27 protein-coding genes are annotated in these 24,922 nt (G+C 33.0%); 22 read left to right on the top strand and 5 right to left on the bottom strand.

The genetic code is table 11. The features are described 5' to 3' along the window. From HMPREF3247_RS05540 to HMPREF3247_RS15135, 4 genes are all read left to right on the top strand, one after another. Nucleotides 1-305, top strand: a 305-nt coding sequence (locus tag HMPREF3247_RS05540) for an LPXTG cell wall anchor domain-containing protein (protein WP_031826789.1), incomplete at its 5' end; no start/stop codon positions are given. A gap of 115 nt (nucleotides 306-420) precedes the next feature. After that, nucleotides 421-1,182, top strand: coding sequence for an alpha/beta hydrolase (locus HMPREF3247_RS05535; protein ID WP_000323456.1), 762 nt, complete (start codon nucleotides 421-423; stop codon nucleotides 1,180-1,182). Nucleotides 1,183-1,426: 244 nt separating this feature from the next. Beyond that, complete coding sequence (locus HMPREF3247_RS05530; protein WP_000106185.1) at nucleotides 1,427-1,882, top strand: MarR family winged helix-turn-helix transcriptional regulator; 456 nt, start codon at nucleotides 1,427-1,429, stop codon at nucleotides 1,880-1,882. Between the two features lie 121 nt (nucleotides 1,883-2,003). Continuing rightward, nucleotides 2,004-2,105, top strand: coding sequence for an SE2200 family small protein (locus HMPREF3247_RS15135; RefSeq protein ID WP_000731972.1), 102 nt, complete (start codon nucleotides 2,004-2,006; stop codon nucleotides 2,103-2,105). 59 nt (nucleotides 2,106-2,164) lie between these two features. On the opposite strand, the gene HMPREF3247_RS05520 is transcribed toward HMPREF3247_RS15135, so the two are convergent. Beyond that, complete coding sequence (locus tag HMPREF3247_RS05520) at nucleotides 2,165-3,589, bottom strand: alkaline phosphatase (RefSeq protein WP_000953744.1); 1,425 nt, start codon at nucleotides 3,587-3,589, stop codon at nucleotides 2,165-2,167. 197 nt (nucleotides 3,590-3,786) lie between these two features. Here HMPREF3247_RS05520 and HMPREF3247_RS05510 point away from each other — a divergent pair, with 197 nt between their 5' ends. The 8 genes from HMPREF3247_RS05510 to HMPREF3247_RS05470 all read left to right on the top strand — a co-directional run bounded on the left by HMPREF3247_RS05510 (nucleotide 3,787) and on the right by HMPREF3247_RS05470 (nucleotide 10,359). Beyond that, on the top strand, nucleotides 3,787-3,987 hold the full coding sequence (locus HMPREF3247_RS05510) for a hypothetical protein (RefSeq protein WP_000604728.1): 201 nt from the start codon (nucleotides 3,787-3,789) through the stop codon (nucleotides 3,985-3,987). A 25-nt stretch (nucleotides 3,988-4,012) separates the two neighbouring features. Further along, nucleotides 4,013-4,678 carry a nisin susceptibility-associated two-component system response regulator NsaR gene (gene nsaR, locus HMPREF3247_RS05505; protein WP_000697886.1) on the top strand — a complete coding sequence of 222 codons (666 nt, stop codon included), beginning with the start codon at nucleotides 4,013-4,015 and terminating at the stop codon, nucleotides 4,676-4,678. 10 nt (nucleotides 4,679-4,688) lie between these two features. Further along, nucleotides 4,689-5,576, top strand: coding sequence for a nisin susceptibility-associated two-component system sensor histidine kinase NsaS (nsaS, locus tag HMPREF3247_RS05500; protein WP_000143416.1), 888 nt, complete (start codon nucleotides 4,689-4,691; stop codon nucleotides 5,574-5,576). A gap of 107 nt (nucleotides 5,577-5,683) precedes the next feature. After that, nucleotides 5,684-6,439: an ABC transporter ATP-binding protein gene (locus HMPREF3247_RS05495; protein WP_000923760.1), complete on the top strand. Its 756-nt coding sequence runs from the start codon at nucleotides 5,684-5,686 to the stop codon at nucleotides 6,437-6,439. Next, on the top strand, nucleotides 6,436-8,436 hold the full coding sequence (locus HMPREF3247_RS05490) for an ABC transporter permease (RefSeq protein WP_000776738.1): 2,001 nt from the start codon (nucleotides 6,436-6,438) through the stop codon (nucleotides 8,434-8,436). The genes HMPREF3247_RS05495 and HMPREF3247_RS05490 overlap by 4 nt, the downstream gene beginning before the upstream one ends. A 660-nt stretch (nucleotides 8,437-9,096) precedes the next feature. Further along, nucleotides 9,097-9,210: a hypothetical protein gene (locus HMPREF3247_RS05480; protein ID WP_011447078.1), complete on the top strand. Its 114-nt coding sequence runs from the start codon at nucleotides 9,097-9,099 to the stop codon at nucleotides 9,208-9,210. A 381-nt stretch (nucleotides 9,211-9,591) separates the two neighbouring features. Beyond that, the gene (locus tag HMPREF3247_RS05475; RefSeq protein WP_001789910.1) at nucleotides 9,592-9,852 is read left to right on the top strand and encodes a hypothetical protein; all 261 of its coding nucleotides are present in this window, start codon (nucleotides 9,592-9,594) and stop codon (nucleotides 9,850-9,852) included. Between the two features lie 9 nt (nucleotides 9,853-9,861). Continuing rightward, nucleotides 9,862-10,359: a glutathione peroxidase gene (locus HMPREF3247_RS05470; RefSeq protein WP_001065267.1), complete on the top strand. Its 498-nt coding sequence runs from the start codon at nucleotides 9,862-9,864 to the stop codon at nucleotides 10,357-10,359. A gap of 107 nt (nucleotides 10,360-10,466) precedes the next feature. On the opposite strand, the gene HMPREF3247_RS05465 is transcribed toward HMPREF3247_RS05470, so the two are convergent. Continuing rightward, on the bottom strand, nucleotides 10,467-10,550 hold the full coding sequence (locus HMPREF3247_RS05465; protein ID WP_031797553.1) for a hypothetical protein: 84 nt from the start codon (nucleotides 10,548-10,550) through the stop codon (nucleotides 10,467-10,469). Between the two features lie 203 nt (nucleotides 10,551-10,753). Between HMPREF3247_RS05465 and HMPREF3247_RS05460 the strand changes: the two genes are divergently transcribed. The 6 genes from HMPREF3247_RS05460 (at nucleotide 10,754) to HMPREF3247_RS05435 (ending at nucleotide 17,986) form a co-directional block, all read left to right on the top strand. Further along, nucleotides 10,754-12,634, top strand: a complete 1,881-nt coding sequence (locus HMPREF3247_RS05460; protein ID WP_000775128.1) for an assimilatory sulfite reductase (NADPH) flavoprotein subunit — start codon at nucleotides 10,754-10,756, stop codon at nucleotides 12,632-12,634. A 62-nt stretch (nucleotides 12,635-12,696) separates the two neighbouring features. Continuing rightward, on the top strand, nucleotides 12,697-13,302 hold the full coding sequence (locus tag HMPREF3247_RS05455; RefSeq protein WP_001057050.1) for an NAD(P)-binding protein: 606 nt from the start codon (nucleotides 12,697-12,699) through the stop codon (nucleotides 13,300-13,302). A 474-nt stretch (nucleotides 13,303-13,776) separates the two neighbouring features. Then, a complete protein-coding gene (locus tag HMPREF3247_RS05450; RefSeq protein ID WP_001083495.1) occupies nucleotides 13,777-15,147 on the top strand; it encodes a CitMHS family transporter in 1,371 nt (456 codons plus the stop codon). Between the two features lie 246 nt (nucleotides 15,148-15,393). Continuing rightward, nucleotides 15,394-17,244, top strand: coding sequence for an anaerobic ribonucleoside-triphosphate reductase (gene nrdD, locus HMPREF3247_RS05445; protein WP_001071717.1), 1,851 nt, complete (start codon nucleotides 15,394-15,396; stop codon nucleotides 17,242-17,244). Further along, nucleotides 17,241-17,777, top strand: a complete 537-nt coding sequence (gene nrdG / locus HMPREF3247_RS05440; protein WP_000173331.1) for an anaerobic ribonucleoside-triphosphate reductase activating protein — start codon at nucleotides 17,241-17,243, stop codon at nucleotides 17,775-17,777. Before nrdD ends, nrdG begins: the two co-directional genes overlap by 4 nt. 98 nt (nucleotides 17,778-17,875) lie before the next feature. Further along, nucleotides 17,876-17,986, top strand: coding sequence for a hypothetical protein (locus HMPREF3247_RS05435; RefSeq protein WP_001790600.1), 111 nt, complete (start codon nucleotides 17,876-17,878; stop codon nucleotides 17,984-17,986). 15 nt (nucleotides 17,987-18,001) lie between these two features. Here HMPREF3247_RS05435 and HMPREF3247_RS05430 read toward each other — a convergent pair whose 3' ends face one another. Then, nucleotides 18,002-18,163 carry a hypothetical protein gene (locus HMPREF3247_RS05430; protein WP_031860558.1) on the bottom strand — a complete coding sequence of 54 codons (162 nt, stop codon included), beginning with the start codon at nucleotides 18,161-18,163 and terminating at the stop codon, nucleotides 18,002-18,004. A 131-nt stretch (nucleotides 18,164-18,294) separates the two neighbouring features. Between HMPREF3247_RS05430 and HMPREF3247_RS05425 the strand changes: the two genes are divergently transcribed. Continuing rightward, complete coding sequence (locus HMPREF3247_RS05425; protein WP_000711870.1) at nucleotides 18,295-19,917, top strand: BCCT family transporter; 1,623 nt, start codon at nucleotides 18,295-18,297, stop codon at nucleotides 19,915-19,917. A gap of 169 nt (nucleotides 19,918-20,086) precedes the next feature. Here HMPREF3247_RS05425 and HMPREF3247_RS05420 read toward each other — a convergent pair whose 3' ends face one another. Together HMPREF3247_RS05420 and HMPREF3247_RS05415 are read right to left on the bottom strand one after the other, a co-directional pair. Next, nucleotides 20,087-20,650 carry a choline uptake/conversion transcriptional regulator CudC gene (locus tag HMPREF3247_RS05420; RefSeq protein WP_000198598.1) on the bottom strand — a complete coding sequence of 188 codons (564 nt, stop codon included), beginning with the start codon at nucleotides 20,648-20,650 and terminating at the stop codon, nucleotides 20,087-20,089. An 88-nt stretch (nucleotides 20,651-20,738) separates the two neighbouring features. Beyond that, nucleotides 20,739-20,834 carry a hypothetical protein gene (locus HMPREF3247_RS05415; RefSeq protein WP_001789908.1) on the bottom strand — a complete coding sequence of 32 codons (96 nt, stop codon included), beginning with the start codon at nucleotides 20,832-20,834 and terminating at the stop codon, nucleotides 20,739-20,741. A gap of 68 nt (nucleotides 20,835-20,902) precedes the next feature. Here HMPREF3247_RS05415 and betB point away from each other — a divergent pair, with 68 nt between their 5' ends. From betB to HMPREF3247_RS05400, 3 genes are all read left to right on the top strand, one after another. Next, on the top strand, nucleotides 20,903-22,393 hold the full coding sequence (gene betB, locus HMPREF3247_RS05410) for a betaine-aldehyde dehydrogenase (RefSeq protein ID WP_000421701.1): 1,491 nt from the start codon (nucleotides 20,903-20,905) through the stop codon (nucleotides 22,391-22,393). Nucleotides 22,394-22,653: 260 nt separating this feature from the next. Then, nucleotides 22,654-24,363, top strand: coding sequence for a choline dehydrogenase (gene betA, locus HMPREF3247_RS05405; RefSeq protein WP_000066526.1), 1,710 nt, complete (start codon nucleotides 22,654-22,656; stop codon nucleotides 24,361-24,363). Nucleotides 24,364-24,640: 277 nt separating this feature from the next. Then, entirely contained in the window at nucleotides 24,641-24,853 is a 213-nt protein-coding gene (locus tag HMPREF3247_RS05400) for a sterile alpha motif-like domain-containing protein (protein ID WP_000011688.1), read from the top strand. Nucleotides 24,854-24,922: the final 69 nt, after the last annotated feature.

Here is a 24,922-nt window from a genome sequence, read left to right as displayed (position 1 = left end):
ATTCAGACTCAGATAGCGACTCAGACTCGGATAGCGACTCGGATTCAGATAGCGACTCAGACTCAGATAGTGACTCCGATTCAAGAGTTACACCACCAAATAATGAACAGAAAGCACCATCAAATCCTAAAGGTGAAGTAAACCATTCTAATAAGGTATCAAAACAACACAAAACTGATGCTTTACCAGAAACAGGAGATAAGAGCGAAAACACAAATGCAACTTTATTTGGTGCAATGATGGCATTATTAGGATCATTACTATTGTTTAGAAAACGCAAGCAAGATCATAAAGAAAAAGCGTAAATACTTTTTTAGGCCGAATACATTTGTATTCGGTTTTTTTGTTGAAAATGATTTTAAAGTGAATTGATTAAGCGTAAAATGTTGATAAAGTAGAATTAGAAAGGGGTCATGACGTATGGCTTATATTTCATTAAACTATCATTCACCAACAATTGGTATGCATCAAAATTTGACAGTCATTTTACCGGAAGATCAAAGCTTCTTTAATAGCGATACAACTGTTAAACCATTAAAAACTTTAATGTTGTTACATGGATTATCAAGTGATGAAACGACATATATGAGATATACAAGCATAGAAAGGTATGCGAATGAACACAAATTAGCTGTGATTATGCCCAATGTGGATCATAGCGCATATGCTAACATGGCATATGGTCATAGCTATTATGATTATATTTTGGAAGTGTATGATTATGTTCATCAAATATTTCCACTTTCCAAAAAGCGTGATGACAATTTTATAGCAGGTCACTCTATGGGAGGATATGGCACAATTAAATTTGCATTAACACAAGGGGATAAATTTGCCAAAGCTGTACCATTATCTGCTGTGTTTGAAGCGCAAAATTTAATGGATCTAGAGTGGAATGATTTTTCAAAAGAGGCCATAATTGGCAATCTTTCAAGTGTTAAAGGAACTGAACATGATCCGTATTACTTGCTAGACAAAGCTGTAGCTGAAGATAAACAAATTCCAAAATTGCTCATTATGTGTGGTAAACAAGACTTTTTATATCAAGACAACTTAGATTTTATCGATTATTTATCACGCATAAATGTTCCTTATCAATTTGAAGATGGACCAGGAGATCATGATTATGCATATTGGGATCAAGCGATTAAGAGTGCTATAACATGGATGGTGAATGATTAATTATTTCTTGGAAAATATGTGGCTGCATTAAATACACAGAGTGAGAGATACAAACTATTTACGCACGACTAACATTTCTAAGTGTTTAAATTATTTTTGTATTAATATGATTGGCGCAATTTGCTGATACACAAAAATGTTTCTCGTGAAACTTAGATTTAGCTTATAGTTTTATCATCATTTGTATGACTTACATTATAAATTTTATTATAATGAGGTTAACGCTTTGAAAGGAGTCATCATCATGTCGACCAATAAAAACGATTATGAGCATATGTTGTTTTATTTTGCATATAAAACCTTTATTACTACCGCTGATGAAATTATAGAGAAGTATGGTATGAGTCGTCAGCATCATCGTTTTTTGTTTTTTATCAATAAATTACCTGGTATTACTATTAAATCATTACTAGAAATATTAGAAATTTCTAAACAAGGATCACATGCAACACTTCAAAAATTAAAAGAGCAAGGTCTCATTATTGAAAAAGTTTTAGAGACTGATCGACGTGTCAAAAAATTATATTCGACGGATAAAGGCGATCAACTCATTGCTGAATTGAACAAGGCGCAAGATGAATTATTGCAAAATATATATCAACAAGTCGGTTCGGATTGGTATGATGTGATGGAAGCATTGGCTAAAGGGCGACCTGGCTTTGATTTTATTAAGCATTTGAAAGATGAAAAAGAAAGCTAGCATCAGAAATGTTAAAAATCTTCGCATTCTTAAATTTAAAAAATATGTCAAAAAGTGTATAATAAAAACATATAATTTAATTGAACTCAGTTTCAACACATCTTAGAAAGGAGTTTGAATGATGAAAAAATTAGCAGTTATTTTAACATTAGTTGGCGGTTTATACTTCGCATTTAAAAAATACCAAGAACGTGTTAACCAAGCACCTAACATTGAGTACTAAATTAAACCATAAAAAATTCCCGAACACCTTGTTATAGTGCTCGGGAATTTTTTTATGCTTTACTTGAATATATCAAATATTATTTTTGCGCTTTCTGTATTTTCGATATTACCACTAAATGATTCTGATCTAGGTCCGTAAGCGTAGGTATTAACATCCTCGCCTGTATGTCCATCGGAAGTCCACCCTGTATAAGATTTATCATTTACTGGCTTCTGAATAGCGTGTTGTAGGGCTTTTGTTTGCGTTTCTACTTCTGCGGATTTTTCGTCTTTTTCTTTTTTAAGTAGTCTTTTTAGCTTTTTATTCTCTTTTTTAACCTTTTTCATATCATCTTGTGAAAATTCAAATCCATAACCTTCATTAATAACTTTTTCAGGGTCTTCACCTTTAGCCATTTTTTCTGTCATATATGATCCAGAGTGTTTCATAGATTTAATCGGTTGAGGATTCCATTCGTATCCTTTATCTTTACCAATTGTTAGACCACCAGTAGAGTGATCTGCTGTTGCAACGACAAGTGTATCTTTATGTTTCTTAGCATATTGAATGGCGTCATCGAATGCTTTTTCAAAACCTTCCATTTCAGACATAACGCCTGTAATATCGTTGGAATGCGCTGATTTATCTATAGAAGCACCTTCGACCATTAAAAAGAATCCTTTTTTATTGCGCTCAAGCTTACTAAGTGCACTTTGTTGCATATCAGCTAATGATGGTTCGTCTTTAGAAGCATCTATTGCAAGTGGCATATTTTTATCTGCAAACAAACCAAGAACTTTATCTTTATCAGATTTTGATAACTCCTTACTGTTCGTGGCAAGGTCGTAACCATCTTTTTTGAATTTTTTATCTAAATTGCCATTACTTTTACCGAAATATTTAGCGCCGCCGCCTAATAAAACATCAACTTTATGCTTTCCGTTGATTTTATCTTTATAAAATTGTTTAGCGATTTCGTTTTTATCATCTCTAGAAGTCACGTGTGCAGCATATGCTGCTGGTGTTGCATCTGTTAATTCAGCTGTTGAAACAAGACCAGTCGACTTACCTTTTTCTTTTGCACGTTCAAGCACCGTCTTTACTTTCTGCTTGTTACTGTCAACACCGATGGCACCATTATATGTCTTATGACCAGAACTAAAGGCTGTTCCGCCAGCTGCAGAATCAGTAATATTCTGTTTTGGGTCATTTGAATATGTACGATTTGTGCCTTTTAAATATGAATCAAAAGCAGTAGGGGTCATTTCTTTAGCATGCGGATCATTTTTATAATAACGATAAGCTGTGTTAAATGATGGACCCATGCCATCGCCAACTAAAAAGATAACATTTTTTGGATTTTTAGTATTACCAACCGCGAAACTTTCATCTTTAGAACTTTTATCGGATTGCGCAATTGCAGGTGTGACAGAACTAAAAACCGTTGACACGATAATAAGGTTAGCAACTGCAAATTTTGTGGCTTTTTTAACTGATAACATAAGACATCCTCCTGAGTATATGACTATGTCTTCAGTGTAAAAGAGGAATTTTGAGCAATTATGTAGTTTTAGTTAAAAATATGTAAACAGAGTGATTTAGAATAACAAAAAATGAATATATATGACAATTTGTTATAGAAAGCGTTAGAATAGAAGCGTGTGAAAATATAGAATTAAATATAATTTGAGGTGGAAAAATGATACTAGTAATGTTATCTCCATTATTAATCATATTCTTTATAGTGTTGTCTATTTTAGAAGAGCGTAAACGTACGAAGAAAAAGCAACTCGAGAAAGAAAAAGCAAATACACTAAATCAAAATACAAATGACACGGAAAGTTCAAATCAAGAGCCGTCATTGCAGCAGGATAAAGAACAAAAAGATAACAAAGGATAATTCAATTGAAGGAAGAAGATTATAGATGAAAATATTAATTGTTGAAGATGATTTTGTTATAGCAGAGAGTTTAGCATCTGAACTTAAAAAATGGAATTACGGTGTTATTGTCGTTGAACAATTTGATGATATACTGTCTATCTTTAACCAAAATCAACCTCAGCTTGTATTGCTAGATATTAATTTGCCAACGTTAAATGGTTTTCATTGGTGTCAAGAAATCCGAAAAACATCTAATGTGCCAATTATATTTATTAGTTCCCGTATTGATAATATGGACCAAATTATGGCAATACAAATGGGGGGAGATGATTTTATCGAAAAGCCATTTAACTTGTCATTAACGATTGCCAAAATTCAAGCATTATTGAGACGAACTTATGACTTGTCAGTAGCTAATGATTCATTGACGGTTAAAGGTTGTACATTAATATTAGATGAAGCAAAAGTCGTGTATCAAGAACAAAACATACAGCTATCTTTGACTGAATTACAAATATTAAAGTTATTATTTCAAAATGAAGATAAATATGTAAGTAGAACTGCTTTAATTGAAAAATGTTGGGAATCAGAAAACTTCATAGATGATAACACATTAGCTGTTAACATGACGCGCCTGCGTAAAAAATTAAATACTATTGGCGTTAATGATTTTATCATTACAAAGAAAAATGTCGGATATAAAGTATAGGGTGAATGCAATGACCTTTCTTAAAAGTATTACTCAGGAAATAGCAATAGTCATAGTTATTTTTGCTTTGTTTGGCTTAATGTTTTACCTGTATCATTTGCCATTAGAAGCATATTTACTAGCACTTGGCGTTATTTTATTATTATTACTCATATTCATAGGTATTAAATATTTAAGTTTTGTAAAAACTATAAGCCAACAACAACAAATTGAAAACTTAGAAAATGCGTTGTATCAGCTTAAAAATGAACAAATTGAATATAAAAATGATGTAGAGAGCTACTTTTTAACATGGGTACATCAAATGAAAACACCCATTACTGCAGCACAACTGTTACTTGAAAGAGATGAGCCTAATGTTGTTAATCGTGTTCGTCAAGAGGTTATTCAAATTGATAACTATACAAGTTTAGCACTTAGTTATTTAAAGTTATTAAATGAAACTTCTGATATTTCTGTCACTAAAATTTCGATTAATGATATCATTCGCCCAATTATTATGAAATATTCAATACAGTTTATTGATCAAAAAACAAAAATCCATTATGAACCTTGTCATCACGAAGTATTAACTGACGTTAGATGGACCTCTTTAATGATAGAACAATTAATAAATAATGCACTTAAGTATGCGAGAGGTAAAGATATATGGATTGAATTTGATGAGCAATCCAATCAATTACACGTAAAAGATAATGGTATCGGTATTAGTGAAGCGGACTTGCCTAAAATATTTGATAAGGGCTATTCAGGTTATAATGGCCAGCGCCAAAGTAACTCAAGTGGGATTGGTTTATTTATCGTAAAACAAATTTCAACACACACAAACCATCCTGTTTCAGTCGTATCTAAACAAAATGAGGGTACAACATTTACGATTCAATTTCCAGATGAATAAAAACTTTCAATATTGTAAGTATACTAGTAACATTTTTTTACTAATTTAAATGTTATTAGTATTTTTTTGTTTTAATATAGAACTAACAAAAAAATGAGGTGCATGCCATGTTGCTAGAAGTGAAACATGTAAAAAAGGTTTATGGTAAAGGTTTGAATGCTACGACAGCACTTAATCAAATGAATTTATCAGTTGGAGCTGGTGAATTTGTTGCAATTATGGGTGAGTCTGGGTCAGGGAAGTCTACACTACTAAATTTAATTGCTTCTTTTGATGGACTAACTGAAGGTGACATTATTGTGGATGGCGCACATTTAAATAATATGAAAAATAAAAGTAAAGCATTGTATCGTCAACAAATGGTAGGTTTTGTTTTTCAAGATTTTAATCTTTTACCAACAATGACGAATAAAGAAAATATAATGATGCCATTAATTTTAGCTGGTGCTAAACGAAAAGATATAGAACAAAGGGTACATCAGTTGGCAGTACAATTACATTTAGAGGGATTCTTAAACAAGTATCCTTCTGAAATCTCTGGGGGTCAGAAGCAACGCATTGCCATTGCACGTGCATTAGTTACTAAGCCGACGATTTTACTAGCCGATGAACCTACAGGTGCACTTGATTCAAAAACATCAAAGGCATTGATGATGTTATTTCAAGAGATTCATCAATTGGAACAGACAATTTTAATGGTAACTCATTCAAATATCGATGCGTCTTATGCAGAGCGAGTCATTTTTATTAAAGATGGGCGTCTATATCATGAAATATATCGTGGTGAAGAAAGTCAATTAGCTTTTCAACAACGAATAACAGATAGCTTAGCACTTGTGAATGGAGGAAGTGTCAATATATGAAGTTAAGATTGTTATGGCACATAGTGCGACGTCAATTTATTACGCAGCGACTTGTAATCATTCCATTCATTTTAGCGGTAAGTGTACTATTCATGATTGAATATACGCTTGTGTCAATTGGGTTAAATAGCTACATAAAACAGAAGAATGACTTCCTAGTACCATTTATTATCATAGCTAATTTTTTTATGGCGCTTTTAACTTTTATTTTTATTTTCTATGCAAATCACTTTATGATGTCACAAAGACGAAAAGAGTTTAGCATTTTTATGACATTGGGCATGACCAAGAAAAGTATGCGTTTAATTGTAGTGATGGAAACTATCTTACAATTTATAATAATTTCAGTCGTTAGTATTGCCGGCGGATACTTACTTGGTGCGATATTTTTCTTGTTTATACAGAAAATAATGGGCAGTGAAGTTGCGACGTTAAGGTATTATCCATTTGACTTTGTAGCGATGTTTATTACTTTGATTATCATTGCTGTATTAATGGGCATGCTACTTATATTCAACTTGTTCAGTATTAATTTTCAACGACCGATAACTTATCAACATCGTTCCGATTCTAGTGTCATATCACGATGGTTGCGTTACGTTTTAATTATTATAGGAAGCGCAGCACTATATTTAGGCTACTTTATTGCATTACAACAAGATACGACGTTTGGTGCCTTTTTTAAAATATGGATTGTCATAGGATTAGTTATTATCGGTACTTATGCATTTTTTGTAGGTATAAGTGAAATAATTATTAGTATATTGCAGCAGGTATCAAAAGTTTACTATCATCCACGGTATTTTTTTGTGGTAGTTGGGATGCGTGTACGTCTTAAAATGAATGCAGTCAGTCTTGCAACAATCACTTTGCTGTGTACATTTTTGATTGTAACGCTCACAATGACATTAACAACCTATCGTGATATGAATCATACCATTACGAAATTGATTACGAATGATTATGATTTGTCATTTAGCGACAATTCTAAGTCACAAATAGAACGTCAACAAACAATTGAGAATATTAAACGTGATATACAGGGTTCGGTTAATGCAAAAGACTTCAAAGTATATGAAACGACATTATTTAGAGCTTCTTTAGAAAAGAATCGTGCTTATTACAAGTTAAAACAGGCTAGTGATGATATTCCAATAGACTTCATTGGTAATGAAGGCGCGATATTTTCAAGACAATCAGTAATGATTACAGCTTTTACAGCACAAGATTATAATCGATATCACCAAAACAAATTACACTTAGACAATCAAAGTATAGGTATGATTACGAATGTACCTATTTTTAAAAAGCAGTCTAAGGTCGGTCTTAATAATGAAGTCTTTAAAGTGAAACAACTTGACGCACATGCATTAAATTTGATGATGATTCAAGATAGTATGGTTTTAATTGTTAAAGATAACAATCAATTACAAAAAGTAAAAGGATTTTATGCACATGAACAAAAGAATTCGACAATATCGATAAACTTTAATGTATTTGGAAAGACGAAATTAACAACATCACAAATACAAAAGCTATCGAAAAAATACGATGCGTCAATAAATTCTAAATCAGAAATGCTAATGGTTTGGGATCGTTTGACAGGTGGACTAATATTTGTAGGTGGCGTAGTATCAATTGTACTTGTCATTGGAATATTTCTAATGATGTACTATAAACAAGTCTCAGAAGCCTATGCAAATCAGCACAATTATGACATTATGAAAAAACTTGGTTTAGATAATGGAAGAATAGCAAAGATAACACGAAATCAAATGACTTTCTTGTTCGCAATACCAATAACAGTAGCACTGATTCACACATTAATTTCTAGTAACATTGTATATACGTTACTAAATATGATAGGTATTAATAACCATCATATATTTTTAACAAGTTACGTACTAGCTGTCATTATAATTTCGTTTCTATATATGGCGATGTACAAAATAACTTCCTATATTTATGCTAAAGTTATTCATCAACAACGTAATTAACCATGTTTCAGTGAAATCACAATCAATCATGTATTTTCACTGAAATATATTATATTAAAAAGAAACCTAAAAACATTACAAATAACAATACCAAATTTGAACCGATAAGATAAAAAATGTCTTGTCGGTTTTTAATATAACAAGTGATATTTTGGAAATACCAAAAATATATAGATTGTTTATATAAAATGATTTAAAATGTTTTATAACAACATATTTTATGCAACACATAAAATGGGTAACTAACATCACGAAATCATTGTATTTGTTGTTACACTGATGAAGCGATGTCACAAAGAAATGTCGTTATCAAACGAAGCCCGAAATACATACTGATACTCGAAGTAATGTAATGATAAATAACAATGATAACGATTGATTACTACGCAAAAATATATGTAAATTGACGATTTAAATGCAATTCGTATATTTTGCCAATGATTTACACATTAAAATGTTTGAAAATTGTCACAATTCAGTCTAATTTAAAAGGAAGTTACTTACAAAATTCAAAAATCATGCATCGTGTCATTTAGATATTGAAAAAGATGAGTCAAATTTGTTTCATATATTTTCCAATAACAAATTATTATATCTAAATATATAATCAGAAATATATGAATAGAAATATCAATAAGAAAAATAATATGATTAAAAATGATGAATGGCATACTTATAAAGTGTCTAAATATTGGCGGTCAATATTACTTACAAACACGAATGTTAAGTAATGTAGACAATGCTGAAAAAACAATAAGTAGAAACTCTATATAGAATGTTCGTTTTTATTTTTAATAATTGAATAATCATTATTGATGATTTAATATGTATTCGGTCGCACACGATACAAAGTGACTTGTTTTAATGATATGCAATAATATGACGTTTATCGTCGCGTGTAACAATGTATGAGTGTGTCAGTTTAATTTTAAAAGGGTTATAAGGATATTTAATAAGATAAAGGAGGGCTTAATAAACAATCACATGTGAAGTTTTTAAGGATTATATGAGTTGGGCAGCTCTTTAATCCATAGTTATAACGAATTTTAAATTGTTAGATCTAACGTATGGTATCAGTATGTATGAGTTTAACTTAAGTATTAATCTATAGTTTAAAGAGCGGTCTAATTGTCTTTTTAAAAATAGAAAATAAGGATGATTATAATGAGGGGTTATAACGGAAGATATTGTAGCTGGACTAATACAGCTATACAATGTGATTATTTTAATAAAGTAAGACAGGTGAAAAAAGACGGTAAATCGGATAGGTTGAGCAACAACATAAACTCGAACATTATTTATCGTGTGCTCGAAAAATGTATCACGCTATATAATGTGTGTTCACGGTGTAAACGCGCGCTTATTTTATCAGAACATTCTAAAAAGAACATATTCAATATAAAAAAGGCTGTGTAGGGGTGTCTTATGAATAATAGAAATGTGTATGATATCGAAGTAAGTGATTATAAAGGCTTAACTTATAAATTAGAAGCATTTAGAGGTAAAGTGATTTTAGTTGTTAATACTGCAACAGAATGTATATATAGCGAACAATTGAAAAAACTAGAGACTTTGTTTCAAAAATATAAGGATCGTGGGTTTGTAGTGTTGAGTTTTCCGAATAATAATTTTGACAATCGACAACCAGGTTCTAATGAAGAAATCTTGAAAATTAGTCGTGAGAAATTTGGTGTAACATTTCCAGTGTTAGCTAAAATATCTGTGAACGGGAACGATGAACATCCGTTATTTACGCATTTAAAGAATGAACAACCAGGAATCTTTGGGTCCCCAATAAAATGGAATTTCACAAAATTTATAATCGATCGACAAGGCAATGTTGTAAATCGATTCTTGCCAATGGAAGATCCATTGGATATATCGGCAAATATAGAAATATTATTGCAAGAATCTTCATCTTAAATTTAAATTTGAGCGCTTAGTATGCAAATAACACAAGAGCCTCTTAATGATGTACTAATAGTATGTTATTAGGAGGCATTTTATATTTAGAAAATCAGTAATTTGACCTATTTTACTGAAAGGCTGATTTGGTACATAATAAATAGTAAATAAATAAAAAATAACAACGATGCATTACTGTATGCATTAATAACTGATACGACATAATCAAATTTTTGTCTGGATTACTGATAATGTCATTCAAGCAACATGAAGGTTGTAAATATTTGTAAGTATAACTATCAGACACAACTCAAGTTTGTTTTAATTTATACCATACATATTAAAAAATTGACTAAACTATCGATAAAAAATGAGTCAATCATCTATTTCAAGTTTATTGAGGTGAAAATATTTGAAATTAAATACATCTAATAGTCCATTTACAGAAAAACAAGTCTCACAGATTAACAATCTGCTGCAAACATTAACAGAGAGCCAACAACAGTGGCTTAGTGGGTTTTTACTAGCTAATAGTAACGATACGACAAGTGATAGTAATCAACAACAATTAGAGACAGAAGTGTGGCAACAATCACAAATATCAGAAGAACAAGCAACTTCAACAACGTATATGTTACAAAATAAAGAGCCACATATCGAAGCTAATCAGCGGCATGTTACAGTGCTATATGGTTCTGAATCAGGTAATGCCATGCGTTTAGCTGAAATTTTTTCAGAACGTTTAAGTGATATCGGACATCAAGTTGTTTTGATGTCAATGGATGAATATGATACGACAAACATCGCACAGTTAGAAGATTTATTTATTATTACGTCTACTCATGGTGAAGGAGAACCGCCTGATAATGCATGGGATTTCTTTGAATTTTTAGAAGACGATAACGCACCTAATTTAAATCATGTGAGATATTCAGTACTAGCTTTAGGTGATCAAACATATGAATTTTTCTGTCAAGCCGGTAAAGATGTAGATGCTTTACTAGAAAATCTAGGCGCTGAGCGTATATGTAAGCGTGTAGATTGTGATATTGATTATGAAGAAGACGCAGAAAAGTGGATGGCAGACATCATTAATATGATTGATACTACATCAGAAGGTATTCAAAGTGAATCGGTGATAAGTGAATCAATTAAGTCTGCCAAAGAAAAGAAATATTCTAAATCAAATCCATACCAAGCAGAAGTTTTAGCGAATATCAATTTAAATGGTACCGATTCAAATAAAGAAACACGACATATAGAATTTTTACTTGATGATTTTAGTGAATCATATGAACCAGGAGATTGTATAGTAGCATTACCGCAAAACGACCCTGAATTGGTTGAAAAACTAATATCCATGTTAGGTTGGGATCCGCAATCTCCGGTGCCAATTAATGATCATGGTGATACAGTTCCTATTGTTGAAGCACTAACATCACATTTTGAATTTACTAAATTAACATTGCCATTATTGAAAAATGCAGATATCTATTTTGACAATGAAGAATTATCTGAACGTATTCAAGATGAGTCATGGGCGCGTGAATATGTTATAAATCGGGACTTTATAGATTTAATAACAGATTTTCCAACTATAGAATTACAACCTGAGAATATGTATCAAATCCTTAGAAAATTACCACCAAGAGAGTATTCGATTTCTAGTAGTTTTATGGCAACGCCAGATGAAGTGCATATTACCGTTGGTACGGTTCGTTATCAAGCACATGGACGTGAGAGAAAAGGTGTATGCTCGGTTCATTTTGCTGAGCGAATTAAACCAGGCGATATAGTACCAATTTATTTGAAGAAAAATCCGAACTTCAAATTTCCGATGAAGCAAGATATACCGGTTATTATGATTGGACCAGGTACTGGAATTGCTCCTTTTAGAGCATATTTACAAGAACGTGAAGAACTTGGTATGACTGGGAAAACATGGTTGTTCTTTGGCGATCAACACCGTAGTTCTGACTTTTTATATGAAGAAGAAATAGAAGAATGGCTTGAAAATGGAAACTTAACACGCGTAGATTTAGCATTTTCAAGAGACCAAGAACACAAAGAATATGTACAGCATCGTATAATGGAAGAAAGTGAACGTTTCAATGAATGGATTGAGCAAGGCGCAGCAATCTATATTTGTGGTGATGAAAAATGTATGGCGAAAGATGTCCATCAAGCCATTAAAGATGTATTGGTAAAAGAACGTCATATTTCTCAAGAAGAAGCGGAGACGATATTGCGTCAAATGAAACAGCAACAACGCTATCAACGTGATGTTTATTAGCGATTGGTGTTAAATGTTTTAAGATGAAATGACGTAAAAAGATATAAAGGATGTTGCTCAACATGAATATGCCATTAATGATAGATTTAACAAATAAAAATGTCGTCATAGTTGGTGGAGGCGTCATTGCAAGTCGTCGGGCACAAACATTAAGTCAATACGTTGAACATATGACGGTCATCAGTCCGACAATCACCGAAAAACTTCAAAATATGGTAGATAACGGTGTCGTCATATGGAAAGAAAAAGAATTTGAACCAAGCGATATTGTAGACGCGTATCTAGTTATTGCAGCAACCAATGAGCCACGTGTCAATGAAGCGGTAAAACAAGCCTTACCTGAGCATGCCCTTTTTAATAATGTTGGAGATGCATCAAATGGCAATGTTGTATTTCCAAGTGCACTACACCGCGACAAGCTAACTATCAGTGTATCAACTGATGGTGCGAGTCCTAAGTTGACAAAATCAATTATGGCAGAGCTTGAGGCGTTATATCCACCATCATACAGTTCGTATATCGACTTTTTATATACTTGCCGGCAGAAAATAAAGTTACTAGATATGAATCACAGCGAAAAGCAGCAATTGTTATCACAAATAGTGACGAAAGAATATTTAAACGATACTAAACAAGCTCAATTTTTGGCATGGTTAGATAAAAAATAATAACTGTGTGCCGTCTAAAGGCAGTCTTGAAGGAATAACATGTCTGTTTGTAAATGAAGATGGGATGCATACTAATAATTTCTAAGCGAAGATGATAAAAATATGTAAGATAATTTCTAACATAGAGAAAAAGACGATTTAAAAAATCTTAATAACTATATAGGTTACTAGAAAAACTGGTTGAAGTTGCTATGAATAATAGCCGATTTTAGCCAGTTTTTTGTGTAATAGAACCGAGAATTCAACCATTGCTATTAAAAATGATACTTATGAAAAGATTCAAATTAATCAATTGGATTCTAATAGTCATTAGAGATACTGCATAAAAATTAGATATCCGAATTAACTATTACACAAAAAAGAAATTTTTGATAAAATGAGATAACTTAAATATAAAAAATTATATTAATTATTATATTTAAGTTAAAGAGGGGGATTATGTAAATTGTATTAAAAGTGGAGGGAGAAAATAATATGAATAGTGATAATATGTGGTTAACAGTAATGGGGCTCATTATTATTATTTCAATTGTAGGTTTACTCATTGCCAAAAAGATAAATCCAGTTGTAGGTATGACAATCATACCTTGCTTAGGGGCAATGATTTTAGGATATAGTGTGACAGATTTGGTTGGATTTTTTGCTAAAGGGTTAGACCAAGTCATCAACGTTGTTATTATGTTTATCTTTGCCATTATTTTCTTTGGCATCATGAACGATAGTGGTTTATTCAAGCCGCTTGTCAAACGCTTAATATTAATGACACGAGGCAATGTCGTCATTGTCTGTGCAATGACAGCTTTAATTGGCACAATAGCCCAATTAGATGGTGCCGGTGCGGTAACATTTTTGCTTTCTATTCCTGCATTATTACCTTTATATAAAGCGTTAAATATGAATAAATATTTATTGATTCTACTATTAGCATTAAGTGCTGCAATTATGAACATGGTACCTTGGGGAGGTCCGATGGCACGTGTAGCTGCAGTGTTAAAAGCCAAAAGTGTCAATGAATTATGGTATGGATTAATTCCTATTCAAATAATAGGATTCATTCTTGTTATGTTGTTTGCGGTATATCTTGGATTTAAAGAACAAAAACGTATCAAAAAAGCAATTGCTAGCAATGAATTACCGCAAACACAAGATATAGATGTACATAAATTAGTTGAAGTATATGAACGAGATCAAGATGTAAGGTTTCCTGTAAAAGGACGTGCACGAACAAAACCATGGATAAAATGGGTGAATACAGCTTTAACTTTAGCTGTTATTCTAGCGATGTTAATAAATATTGCGCCACCTGAATTTGCATTCATGATAGGTGTTTCGTTGGCACTTGTTATTAATTTTAAATCAGTGGATGAACAAATGGAACGATTAAGAGCGCATGCGCCGAATGCATTAATGATGGCTGCAGTGATTATTGCAGCAGGTATGTTTTTAGGTGTACTAAATGAAACCGGTATGCTTAAAGCGATTGCGACCAATTTAATCAAAGTGATTCCTGCAGAAGTAGGACCATACTTGCATATTATTGTAGGTTTACTTGGCGTACCATTAGATTTACTAACTAGCACAGACGCTTATTATTTTGCTGTGTTACCGATTGTCGAACAAACAGCAGGGCAATTTGGTGTACCGTCTGTATCAACAGCTTATTCAATGGTCATAGGGAATATTATAGGTACATTTGTCAGCCCATTTTCACCAGCCTTATGGTTGGCAATTGGTTTAGCAGAGGCAAACATGGGCACGTATATTAAGTATGCATTCTTTTGGATTTGGGGATTCGCCATCGTTATGTTAGTAATTGCAATGTTGATGGGCATTGTGACGATTTAAGTATGAAAAAATAGAAACTATGATCCCGTTACAAAATGAAATAATAGTTGCATAAACATGTCGAAATGACGGACGAATCTTTAAACAATTTTAAAAATTAATGAAATAATTGTGTAGAAATATGAATTTCACTAAATGTTAATAACTTTGTGACGTTTTAGTTAACAGACTAATAAAAATTTGAAAATACTATATATAGTGGTATAACGTAATGAGTAGACACAATATATAGGAAGAAGGGGTAAAATGAATCAAATCGAAGAAGCATTAACGGGTTTGATTTCTAAAGATCCTGCTATTGTTAACGAAAATGCTAACAAAGATAGTGATACATTTTCAACAATGAGAGATTTAACAGCAGGTATCGTTTCTAAATCTTACGCATTAAATCATTTATTACCAAAGCACGTTGCAGATGCACATCAAAGAGGGGACATACATTTTCACGACTTAGATTATCATCCATTCCAACCGTTAACTAACTGTTGTTTAATAGATGCTAAAAATATGCTACATAATGGATTTGAAATAGGCAACGCGAATGTAACTTCACCAAAATCAATACAAACTGCATCAGCGCAGCTTGTACAAATTATAGCCAATGTTTCCAGCAGTCAATATGGTGGCTGTACGGTTGACCGCGTTGACGAATTACTTAGTACATATGCACGACATAATGAAGAACAACATAGGAATATCGCAAAGCAATTTGTCAAAGAATCTGAAATTGATCGTTATGTTGATCAACAAGTCACTAAAGACATCAATGATGCGATTGAAAGTTTAGAATATGAAATTAATACCTTATATACATCTAATGGACAAACACCTTTTGTAACATTAGGATTCGGCTTAGGTACAGATCATTTAAGTCGCAAAATTCAACAAGCTATCTTAAATACTCGTATCAAAGGCTTAGGAAAAGACCGCACGACAGCGATTTTCCCGAAACTTGTATTTTCAATTAAAAAAGGAACCAACTTTAGTCCGCAAGATCCGAACTATGACATTAAACAACTAGCATTAAAGTGTTCAACGAAACGTATGTATCCAGATATTTTAAATTATGACAAACTCGTAGAAATATTAGGTGATTTCAAAGCGCCAATGGGTTGTCGTTCATTTTTACCAAGTTGGAAAGATGCGGAAGGTCATTTTGAAAATAATGGTCGTTGTAATCTTGGTGTTGTTACACTTAATTTACCTAGAATGGCATTAGAATCTGCCGGTAATATGACGAAATTCTGGGAAATCTTTTATGAACGTATCGATGTGTTACATGATGCATTACTTTATCGTATAAATCGTTTGAAAGATGCTGTACCGAATAATGCACCAATTTTATATAAAAGTGGCGCTTTTAACTATAAATTAAAAGAAACAGATGATGTTGCTGAGTTATTTAAAAATAAACGTGCAACGATTTCAATGGGCTATATAGGGTTGTATGAAACAGCTACTGTTTTCTATGGTCCAGACTGGGAAACATCTCAAGAAGCAAAAGCATTTACGCTTGAAATTCTTAAAGAAATGAAACGTTATCAAACGAAATGGACAGAACTATATGACATTTGGTTCAGTATTTACAGTACGCCGAGTGAATCGCTAACGGATCGTTTTTGTCGTTTAGACCAAGAGAGATTTGGAGATATTAAAGACATTACAGATAAAGGATATTATCAAAACTCTTTCCATTATGATGTACGTAAAGATGTTACACCTTTTGAAAAGTTAGATTTTGAAAAAGATTATCCTTATTATGCGAGTGGTGGTTTCATTCACTATTGTGAGTATCCGAAATTGCAACACAATTTGAAAGCACTAGAAGCGGTATGGGACTACTCTTATGACAAAGTTGGTTACTTAGGTACAAATATTCCGATTGATCATTGTTATGAATGTGATTACGATGGAGATTTTGAAGCAACTGAAAAAGGATTTAAATGCCCGAACTGTGGCAATGATAATCCTAAAACAGTTGATGTCGTTAAACGAACATGTGGTTACTTAGGCAATCCAGTTCAACGTCCAGTAATTAAAGGCCGTCATAAAGAAATTTGCGCACGAGTAAAACATATGAAAGCGCCTAAAGAATGACACTTTTAGACATTAAACAAGGACAAGGTTATATTGCTAAAATAGAATCAAATAGCTTTGTTGACGGTGAAGGAGTAAGATGCAGTGTTTATGTATCAGGATGTCCATTTAATTGTGTTGGATGTTACAACAAAGCCTCACAAAAGTTCAGATATGGCGAGAAATACACTGATGAAATATTAGCAGAAATATTAGATGATTGCGATCATGATTATATATCTGGGCTAAGTCTATTAGGTGGCGAACCATTTTGTAATTTGGATATTACATTAAATCTTGTCAAAGCATTTCGAGCACGTTTTGGAAATACAAAGACAATTTGGGTATGGACTGGATTTTTATATGAATATTTAGCAAATGATTGTACAGAACGTCGAGAGTTATTATCATACATTGACGTTTTAGTAGATGGGCTATTTATACAACACTTATTCAAACCTGATTTACCATATAAAGGTTCTTTAAATCAACGCATTATAGATGTACAACAATCACTCTCGCATGCGCGTATGATTGAATATATTGTTAGTTGAATATGTATTAGAAGTCAAGGTAACATTCGTTGCCTTGGCTTCTTTTTAGGTTAGGTACATAATTGAAAGTTAATAAAAGTAATTCTTTAGAAAATATATTGATAGAATATGACCTAACAATCATTTTGATACCAATACTAAAAGTTGCATATCCGTTTTTTAAAAAAGTTGAAAGAGAAAAGTGGTATTTTAGTGGGAAGGAAGTCTAACTTTTTGGTAGCGTTTTACAATAAATAAATATTCGTTAATAACGTATAAATATTCTTAAATGCCGTACTGGTAAAATTTGTTAAATTCGTTAAATCGTAACTTAACACTGTTGTTTTAGCGCTATTAAGGTTTTGTTTATTACGGGAAAAATTATATAAATATTCAATAATTGCCAAGTTTCAAATTGTATGAAATTTGCATTATTATTAAATGTTAGTTATTGTCAATTTTGTGAATCAATATAATTATTACATTTTGAGATAAATCGAAACAGGATTCATAAAATTAATAATTAGGGGGAGCACAATTGAAAAAAGAGAAAGTTATGGACTGGACGACCTTTATAGGGACAGTAGCTGTACTTCTTTTTGCAGTTATACCTATGATGGCTTTTCCAAAAGCAAGTGAAGATATCATCACTGGTATTAATAGTGCCATTTCTGATTCAATTGGTTCGATATATTTATTTATGGGGCTGGCGATTTTTTGCTTTGTAATGTATATCGCATTTGGTAAATATGGTAATGTCACACTTGGTAAAGCAAGTGATAAACCAGAATTTAATACATTTACATGGGCGGCAATGCTGTTTTGTGCAGGCATAGGCTCTGATATTTTATACTGGGGCGTTATTGAATGGGCTTTTTACTATCAAGTTCCACCAAATGGCGCGAAAAGTATGAGTGATGAAGCACTCCAATATGCGACGCAATATGGTATGTTCCACTGGGGGCCAATTGCTTGGGCTATTTATGTTCTACCAGCATTACCAATTGGTTATTTAGTATTTGTTAAAAAACAACCGGTGTATAAAATTAGTCAAGCTTGTCGTCCGATTTTAAAAGGTCAAACAGATAAATTTGTAGGTAAAGTTGTAGATATCTTATTTATCTTTGGATTGCTAGGTGGTGCGGCAACATCACTAGCGTTAGGTGTGCCATTAATTTCTGCAGGCATAGAAAGATTAACTGGTTTAGATGGTAAAAATATGATTTTACGTTCGGCCATTTTATTAACAATCACGGTTATATTTGCCATTAGTTCATATACAGGATTGAAAAAAGGTATTCAAAAGTTAAGTGATATCAACGTTTGGCTATCCTTTGTACTTTTAGCCTTTATATTTATTATTGGACCGACTGTTTTTATTATGGAAACGACAGTGACAGGGTTCGGAAATATGTTGAGAGATTTTTTCCATATGGCAACATGGTTAGAACCATTCGGTGGTATTAAAGGTCGAAAAGAAACGAATTTCCCACAAGACTGGACAATATTCTACTGGTCATGGTGGTTAGTATATGCGCCATTTATCGGTTTATTTATCGCTAGAATTTCAAAAGGTCGACGCCTTAAAGAAGTCGTGCTAGGAACAATTATTTATGGAACGCTTGGATGCGTATTATTCTTTGGTATTTTTGGTAACTATGCTGTGTATTTACAAATTTCTGGACAGTTTAATGTAACACAATATTTAAATACACATGGTACAGAGGCAACCATTATTGAAGTGGTGCATCATTTACCATTCCCATCATTGATGATTGTACTATTCTTAGTATCTGCTTTCTTATTCTTAGCAACAACATTTGATTCGGGTTCATATATTTTAGCGGCAGCATCTCAGAAAAAAGTGGTAGGCGAACCATTACGTGCCAATCGTTTATTCTGGGCATTTGCATTGTGCTTATTGCCATTTTCATTGATGCTAGTTGGTGGCGAACGTGCATTAGAAGTATTGAAAACTGCTTCAATACTGGCAAGTGTGCCATTAATTGTTATTTTTATTTTCATGATGATATCATTTTTAATCATTTTAGGACGCGATAGAATTAAACTTGAAACGCGTGCTGAAAAATTAAAAGAAGTTGAACGTCGTTCATTGCGAATCGTTCAAGTATCAGAAGAAGAACAAGATGATAATTTATAATTTAATAAATAATGCATAAGATTTTGAATTTTATAAGTATATAATTGATTGTCATATAAAACAAAAACGGTAATTTCTATTTATTGAGATAGAAATTACCGTTTATTTCGTGGACCTATTGCATTGTTTTTATCATGCATAATCATCATTGTCGTTGTTTGAGTCAATTTTAATTTTCAGAATCAGAAGGCTGTTCTGGAATTGGGAAATATTTGAAAATTTCACCGCTTTCAATCGCTTCGGTTAACTGTTCTAACCATTCGTAATAAACATGTGTATGATCAAGCTGAGCTTTAATTTTTTGTGCCTCTTGTGTTTCAGCTTCAGTTAAATCACTGCTTTCAAGTAATGGATTGATAATAGCTTGAGCATCTTTTACTGCTTCGACATTGATGTCAATTTCACGCTGAAATTTTTTAGTGAAAAAGTTTCGGAAAAAGATGAAAAAGTCTTTCTCGGCGATAAAATGTTGTTTGCGGCTTCCTCTCGTAAATTGTTGTTTAACAATATCAAATTCCTGCAATTTCTTAACGCCAGCACTCATACTTGGTTTGCTCATTTGCAATTGATGACGCATTTCATCAAGCGTCATACTGCCTTCAAACACCATAGTGCCATATAAGTTTCCTACACTTCTATTAGTGCCATACAAATCCATTGTCTGTCCAATTGAATTAATTACAATATCTTTTGCTTGTTCTAATTGTTGCTGTTTGTTCTGAGAACGAGTCATCATTGCACCTCCGTACATCATTTTGGTCACGTTAAAATAAATACTAATACATTATAAAACCTTTTCTAAAAAAAGACATTAAAAATATTTAAAGCATTAAAGTTAAATGTTTCGTTAAATAAAAATCTAACGAACTTACAAAACTTAATTCTTGAGTTGTTTTGTAAATTGACACATTTTTCATTTCTATGCTAACATAAGTTTGTAAAATTCGTTAAATAAAAATTTAACAAACTTAACGGAGGTTGTTGAATGGAACTTTTAAAACATTTATCTCAGCGTCAATATATTGATGGTGAGTGGGTTGAAAGCGCGAATAAAAATACAAGAGATATTATCAATCCTTACAATCAAGAAGTGATATTTACGGTTTCTGAAGGGACAAAAGAGGATGCAGAACGTGCAATCTTAGCTGCAAGACGTGCGTTTGAGTCTGGTGAATGGTCGCAAGAAACTGCTGAAACAAGAGGTAAAAAAGTACGTGCCATCGCGGACAAGATCAAAGAACATCGCGAAGCGTTAGCACGATTAGAAACATTAGATACTGGAAAAACGTTAGAAGAATCATATGCAGATATGGATGATATTCATAATGTGTTTATGTATTTTGCTGGATTAGCAGATAAAGATGGTGGCGAAATGATTGATTCACCAATTCCAGATACAGAAAGCAAAATTGTTAAAGAACCAGTAGGTGTAGTTACACAAATTACACCTTGGAATTATCCGTTATTACAAGCATCATGGAAAATTGCGCCAGCGCTTGCTACGGGTTGTTCACTAGTTATGAAACCAAGTGAAATTACACCATTAACAACAATACGTGTTTTTGAATTAATGGAAGAAGTTGGTTTCCCTAAAGGAACAATTAATCTTATTCTAGGTGCAGGTTCTGAAGTTGGTGACGTAATGTCAGGTCATAAAGAGGTTGACCTTGTATCATTTACAGGTGGCATTGAGACTGGTAAGCATATTATGAAAAATGCTGCTAATAATGTTACGAATATTGCCTTGGAACTTGGCGGTAAAAATCCAAACATTATCTTTGATGATGCTGATTTTGAATTGGCAGTAGACCAAGCGTTAAATGGTGGATATTTTCATGCAGGTCAAGTTTGTTCAGCAGGATCAAGAATATTAGTACAAAACAGTATTAAAGACAAATTTGAGCAAGCACTTATTGATCGCGTGAAAAAAATCAAATTAGGTAATGGTTTTGATGCTGATACTGAAATGGGACCAGTGATTTCAACAGAACATCGTAATAAGATCGAATCTTATATGGATGTAGCTAAAGCAGAAGGCGCAACAATTGCTGTTGGTGGTAAACGTCCAGATAGAGACGATTTAAAAGATGGTCTATTCTTCGAGCCAACAGTCATTACAAATTGTGATACGTCAATGCGTATTGTACAAGAAGAGGTTTTCGGACCTGTCGTTACTGTAGAAGGCTTTGAAACTGAACAAGAAGCGATTCAATTAGCGAATGATTCTATATATGGTTTAGCAGGTGCTGTATTTTCTAAAGATATTGGAAAAGCACAACGCGTTGCTAATAAGTTGAAACTTGGAACGGTGTGGATTAATGATTTCCATCCATATTTTGCACAAGCGCCATGGGGTGGATACAAACAATCAGGTATCGGTAGAGAATTAGGCAAAGAAGGCTTAGAAGAGTACCTTGTTTCAAAACACATTTTAACAAATACAAATCCACAATTAGTGAATTGGTTTAGCAAATAAAAATTAGATAAGGTGAGTGCCATTGTAAGAACACAAGACACTCACTTTGTTTTGTATAAGTGGCGAAATGTTAATTGATAATTTGAACTAAACGCAAAATGAATCATAGATTGTTTCATGACTGTTAGTAACAATCATAAAAGGAAAATCGAGTGTTTTGGTTAGCTAAGTTTAGCAATTCAACGATAACCAATCAGCGACTAACAAATATTTCATGCAATACTCACTTTGAAATACAACAAACTTTGGAGGTCATAACGATGAGTAACAAAAATAAATCATATGATTATGTCATCATTGGAGGAGGCAGTGCAGGTTCTGTACTAGGTAATCGACTGAGTGAAGATAAAGATAAAGAAGTCTTAGTATTAGAAGCGGGTCGCAGTGATTATTTTTGGGATTTATTTATCCAAATGCCTGCTGCGTTAATGTTCCCTTCAGGCAATAAATTTTACGATTGGATTTATTCAACAGATGAAGAACCACATATGGGCGGTCGTAAAGTAGCACATGCCCGAGGTAAAGTTTTAGGTGGATCAAGTTCGATTAATGGCATGATTTATCAACGTGGTAATCCAATGGACTATGAAGGCTGGGCAGAACCAGAAGGTATGGAAACTTGGGATTTTGCGCACTGCTTACCGTATTTTAAAAAATTAGAAAAAACATACGGTGCAGCGCCTTATGATAAATTTAGAGGCCATGATGGACCAATTAAGTTAAAACGAGGGCCAGCAACGAATCCTTTATTCCAGTCATTCTTTGATGCAGGTGTTGAAGCAGGCTATCATAAAACACCTGATGTGAATGGATTTAGACAAGAAGGTTTTGGACCGTTCGATAGTCAAGTACATCGTGGTCGCCGAATGTCAGCTTCAAGAGCATATTTACATCCAGCTATGAAGCGTAAAAACTTAACCGTTGAAACACGTGCCTTTGTAACTGAAATTCATTATGAAGGTAGAAGAGCAACTGGTGTTACGTATAAGAAAAATGGCAAACTACATACCATCGATGCTAATGAAGTCATCTTGTCTGGCGGGGCATTCAATACGCCACAATTACTACAATTATCTGGTATTGGTGATTCAGAGTTCCTAAAATCAAAAGGCATTGAGCCACGTGTTCATTTACCTGGTGTGGGTGAAAACTTTGAAGATCACTTAGAGGTATACATTCAACATAAATGTAAGGAACCTGTATCATTACAGCCAAGCTTAGATATCAAGCGCATGCCATTTATTGGTTTACAATGGATTTTCACACGTACAGGTGCAGCAGCATCTAACCATTTTGAAGGTGGCGGATTTGTACGTTCAAATAACGAAGTTGATTATCCTAACTTAATGTTCCATTTCTTACCAATAGCTGTAAGATATGATGGTCAAAAGGCAACGGTCGCACATGGTTATCAAGTTCACGTAGGACCAATGTATTCAAACTCTCGTGGTAGCTTGAAAATCAAATCTAAAGATCCATTCGAAAAACCAAGTATCCGCTTTAATTATTTATCAACAGAAGAAGATAAAAAAGAATGGGTAGAAGCAATTCGTGTAGCAAGAAATATCTTATCTCAAAAAGCAATGGATCCATTCAATGGTGGAGAAATTTCACCAGGACCAGAAGTGCAAACAGACGAAGAAATTCTGGATTGGGTTCGTAGAGATGGTGAAACAGCATTACACCCATCTTGTAGTGCTAAAATGGGTCCTGCTTCAGATCCAATGGCAGTAGTTGACCCGTTAACAATGAAAGTCCACGGTATGGAAAATTTACGTGTAGTTGATGCATCCGCTATGCCACGTACGACAAATGGCAATATACACGCACCTGTTTTAATGTTAGCTGAAAAAGCAGCAGACATTATACGTGGCAGAAAGCCTTTAGAGCCACAATATATTGATTATTATAAGCATGGTGTTCATGATGAAAATGAAGGTGCAATCGAAGTAAAACCATACGCTAAATAAATTTATATAGTAGACTCTTAGTCTGGCATCTATTGTATTGGTGCCAGACTTTTTTGCGTTTTATCTAAATGAGAAGTTAATGTGTTGTTCAAAAACGGTGTGTGAGTAAATGAACTGAAAATAGAGTTAATTGTACATTGTGATGATTAATTGACCTAATTGGCAGACATTAAAAGAGTGTACAACCTTAAAAAGTTCACTAAATAGACATTTAATTGTGTTTTCTTGAAAGCTTTCGTGGTAGGATTTATATAAGTAAATTGAGAGAAGGAATACTATGAGCTTTTACGAATATATACAAACATTTAAAGATGATAAAACACCATTAGGCGAATTAGCGATTTGGATTAAAGAAGATGATTCATTCCCAAAACAAGAGAAGCTAACAGAAAACATTTTGTCTTATTTTCATCAAATGTCCAATATAGATCATGAGTTTTTAGAAATTGTAAAAAGATCACTTTCTCTGTATGATCAATTAAAATCGTAAAATCAGAAATAAAGTTAGCTAAAATAAAAGGCCGGTGATTTCACAGATGAAGTTGTCGGCTATTTTCAT

The sequence above is a fragment of the Staphylococcus sp. HMSC36A10 genome (genome assembly GCF_001838845.1).
GTDB lineage: Bacteria > Bacillota > Bacilli > Staphylococcales > Staphylococcaceae > Staphylococcus > Staphylococcus aureus.
This window is presented reverse-complemented; position numbering and strand designations above follow the sequence as displayed.

Bases quoted from the DNA above. Each gene is read 5' to 3' on its own strand.
- HMPREF3247_RS05535 (WP_000323456.1), top strand. From the start codon at position 421: ATGGCTTATATTTCATTAAACTATCATTCACCAACAATTGGTATGCAT.
- HMPREF3247_RS05530 (WP_000106185.1), top strand. From the start codon at position 1,427: ATGTCGACCAATAAAAACGATTATGAGCATATGTTGTTTTATTTTGCA.
- HMPREF3247_RS15135 (WP_000731972.1), top strand. From the start codon at position 2,004: ATGAAAAAATTAGCAGTTATTTTAACATTAGTTGGCGGTTTATACTTC.
- HMPREF3247_RS05520 (WP_000953744.1), bottom strand. From the start codon at position 3,589: ATGTTATCAGTTAAAAAAGCCACAAAATTTGCAGTTGCTAACCTTATT.
- HMPREF3247_RS05510 (WP_000604728.1), top strand. From the start codon at position 3,787: ATGATACTAGTAATGTTATCTCCATTATTAATCATATTCTTTATAGTG.
- nsaR (WP_000697886.1), top strand. From the start codon at position 4,013: ATGAAAATATTAATTGTTGAAGATGATTTTGTTATAGCAGAGAGTTTA.
- nsaS (WP_000143416.1), top strand. From the start codon at position 4,689: ATGACCTTTCTTAAAAGTATTACTCAGGAAATAGCAATAGTCATAGTT.
- HMPREF3247_RS05495 (WP_000923760.1), top strand. From the start codon at position 5,684: ATGTTGCTAGAAGTGAAACATGTAAAAAAGGTTTATGGTAAAGGTTTG.
- HMPREF3247_RS05490 (WP_000776738.1), top strand. From the start codon at position 6,436: ATGAAGTTAAGATTGTTATGGCACATAGTGCGACGTCAATTTATTACG.
- HMPREF3247_RS05480 (WP_011447078.1), top strand. From the start codon at position 9,097: ATGAATGGCATACTTATAAAGTGTCTAAATATTGGCGGTCAATATTAC.
- HMPREF3247_RS05475 (WP_001789910.1), top strand. From the start codon at position 9,592: ATGATTATAATGAGGGGTTATAACGGAAGATATTGTAGCTGGACTAAT.
- HMPREF3247_RS05470 (WP_001065267.1), top strand. From the start codon at position 9,862: ATGAATAATAGAAATGTGTATGATATCGAAGTAAGTGATTATAAAGGC.
- HMPREF3247_RS05455 (WP_001057050.1), top strand. From the start codon at position 12,697: ATGAATATGCCATTAATGATAGATTTAACAAATAAAAATGTCGTCATA.
- HMPREF3247_RS05450 (WP_001083495.1), top strand. From the start codon at position 13,777: ATGAATAGTGATAATATGTGGTTAACAGTAATGGGGCTCATTATTATT.
- nrdD (WP_001071717.1), top strand. From the start codon at position 15,394: ATGAATCAAATCGAAGAAGCATTAACGGGTTTGATTTCTAAAGATCCT.
- nrdG (WP_000173331.1), top strand. From the start codon at position 17,241: ATGACACTTTTAGACATTAAACAAGGACAAGGTTATATTGCTAAAATA.
- HMPREF3247_RS05420 (WP_000198598.1), bottom strand. From the start codon at position 20,650: ATGACTCGTTCTCAGAACAAACAGCAACAATTAGAACAAGCAAAAGAT.
- HMPREF3247_RS05415 (WP_001789908.1), bottom strand. From the start codon at position 20,834: ATGAAAAATGTGTCAATTTACAAAACAACTCAAGAATTAAGTTTTGTA.
- betB (WP_000421701.1), top strand. From the start codon at position 20,903: ATGGAACTTTTAAAACATTTATCTCAGCGTCAATATATTGATGGTGAG.
- betA (WP_000066526.1), top strand. From the start codon at position 22,654: ATGAGTAACAAAAATAAATCATATGATTATGTCATCATTGGAGGAGGC.
- HMPREF3247_RS05400 (WP_000011688.1), top strand. From the start codon at position 24,641: ATGAGCTTTTACGAATATATACAAACATTTAAAGATGATAAAACACCA.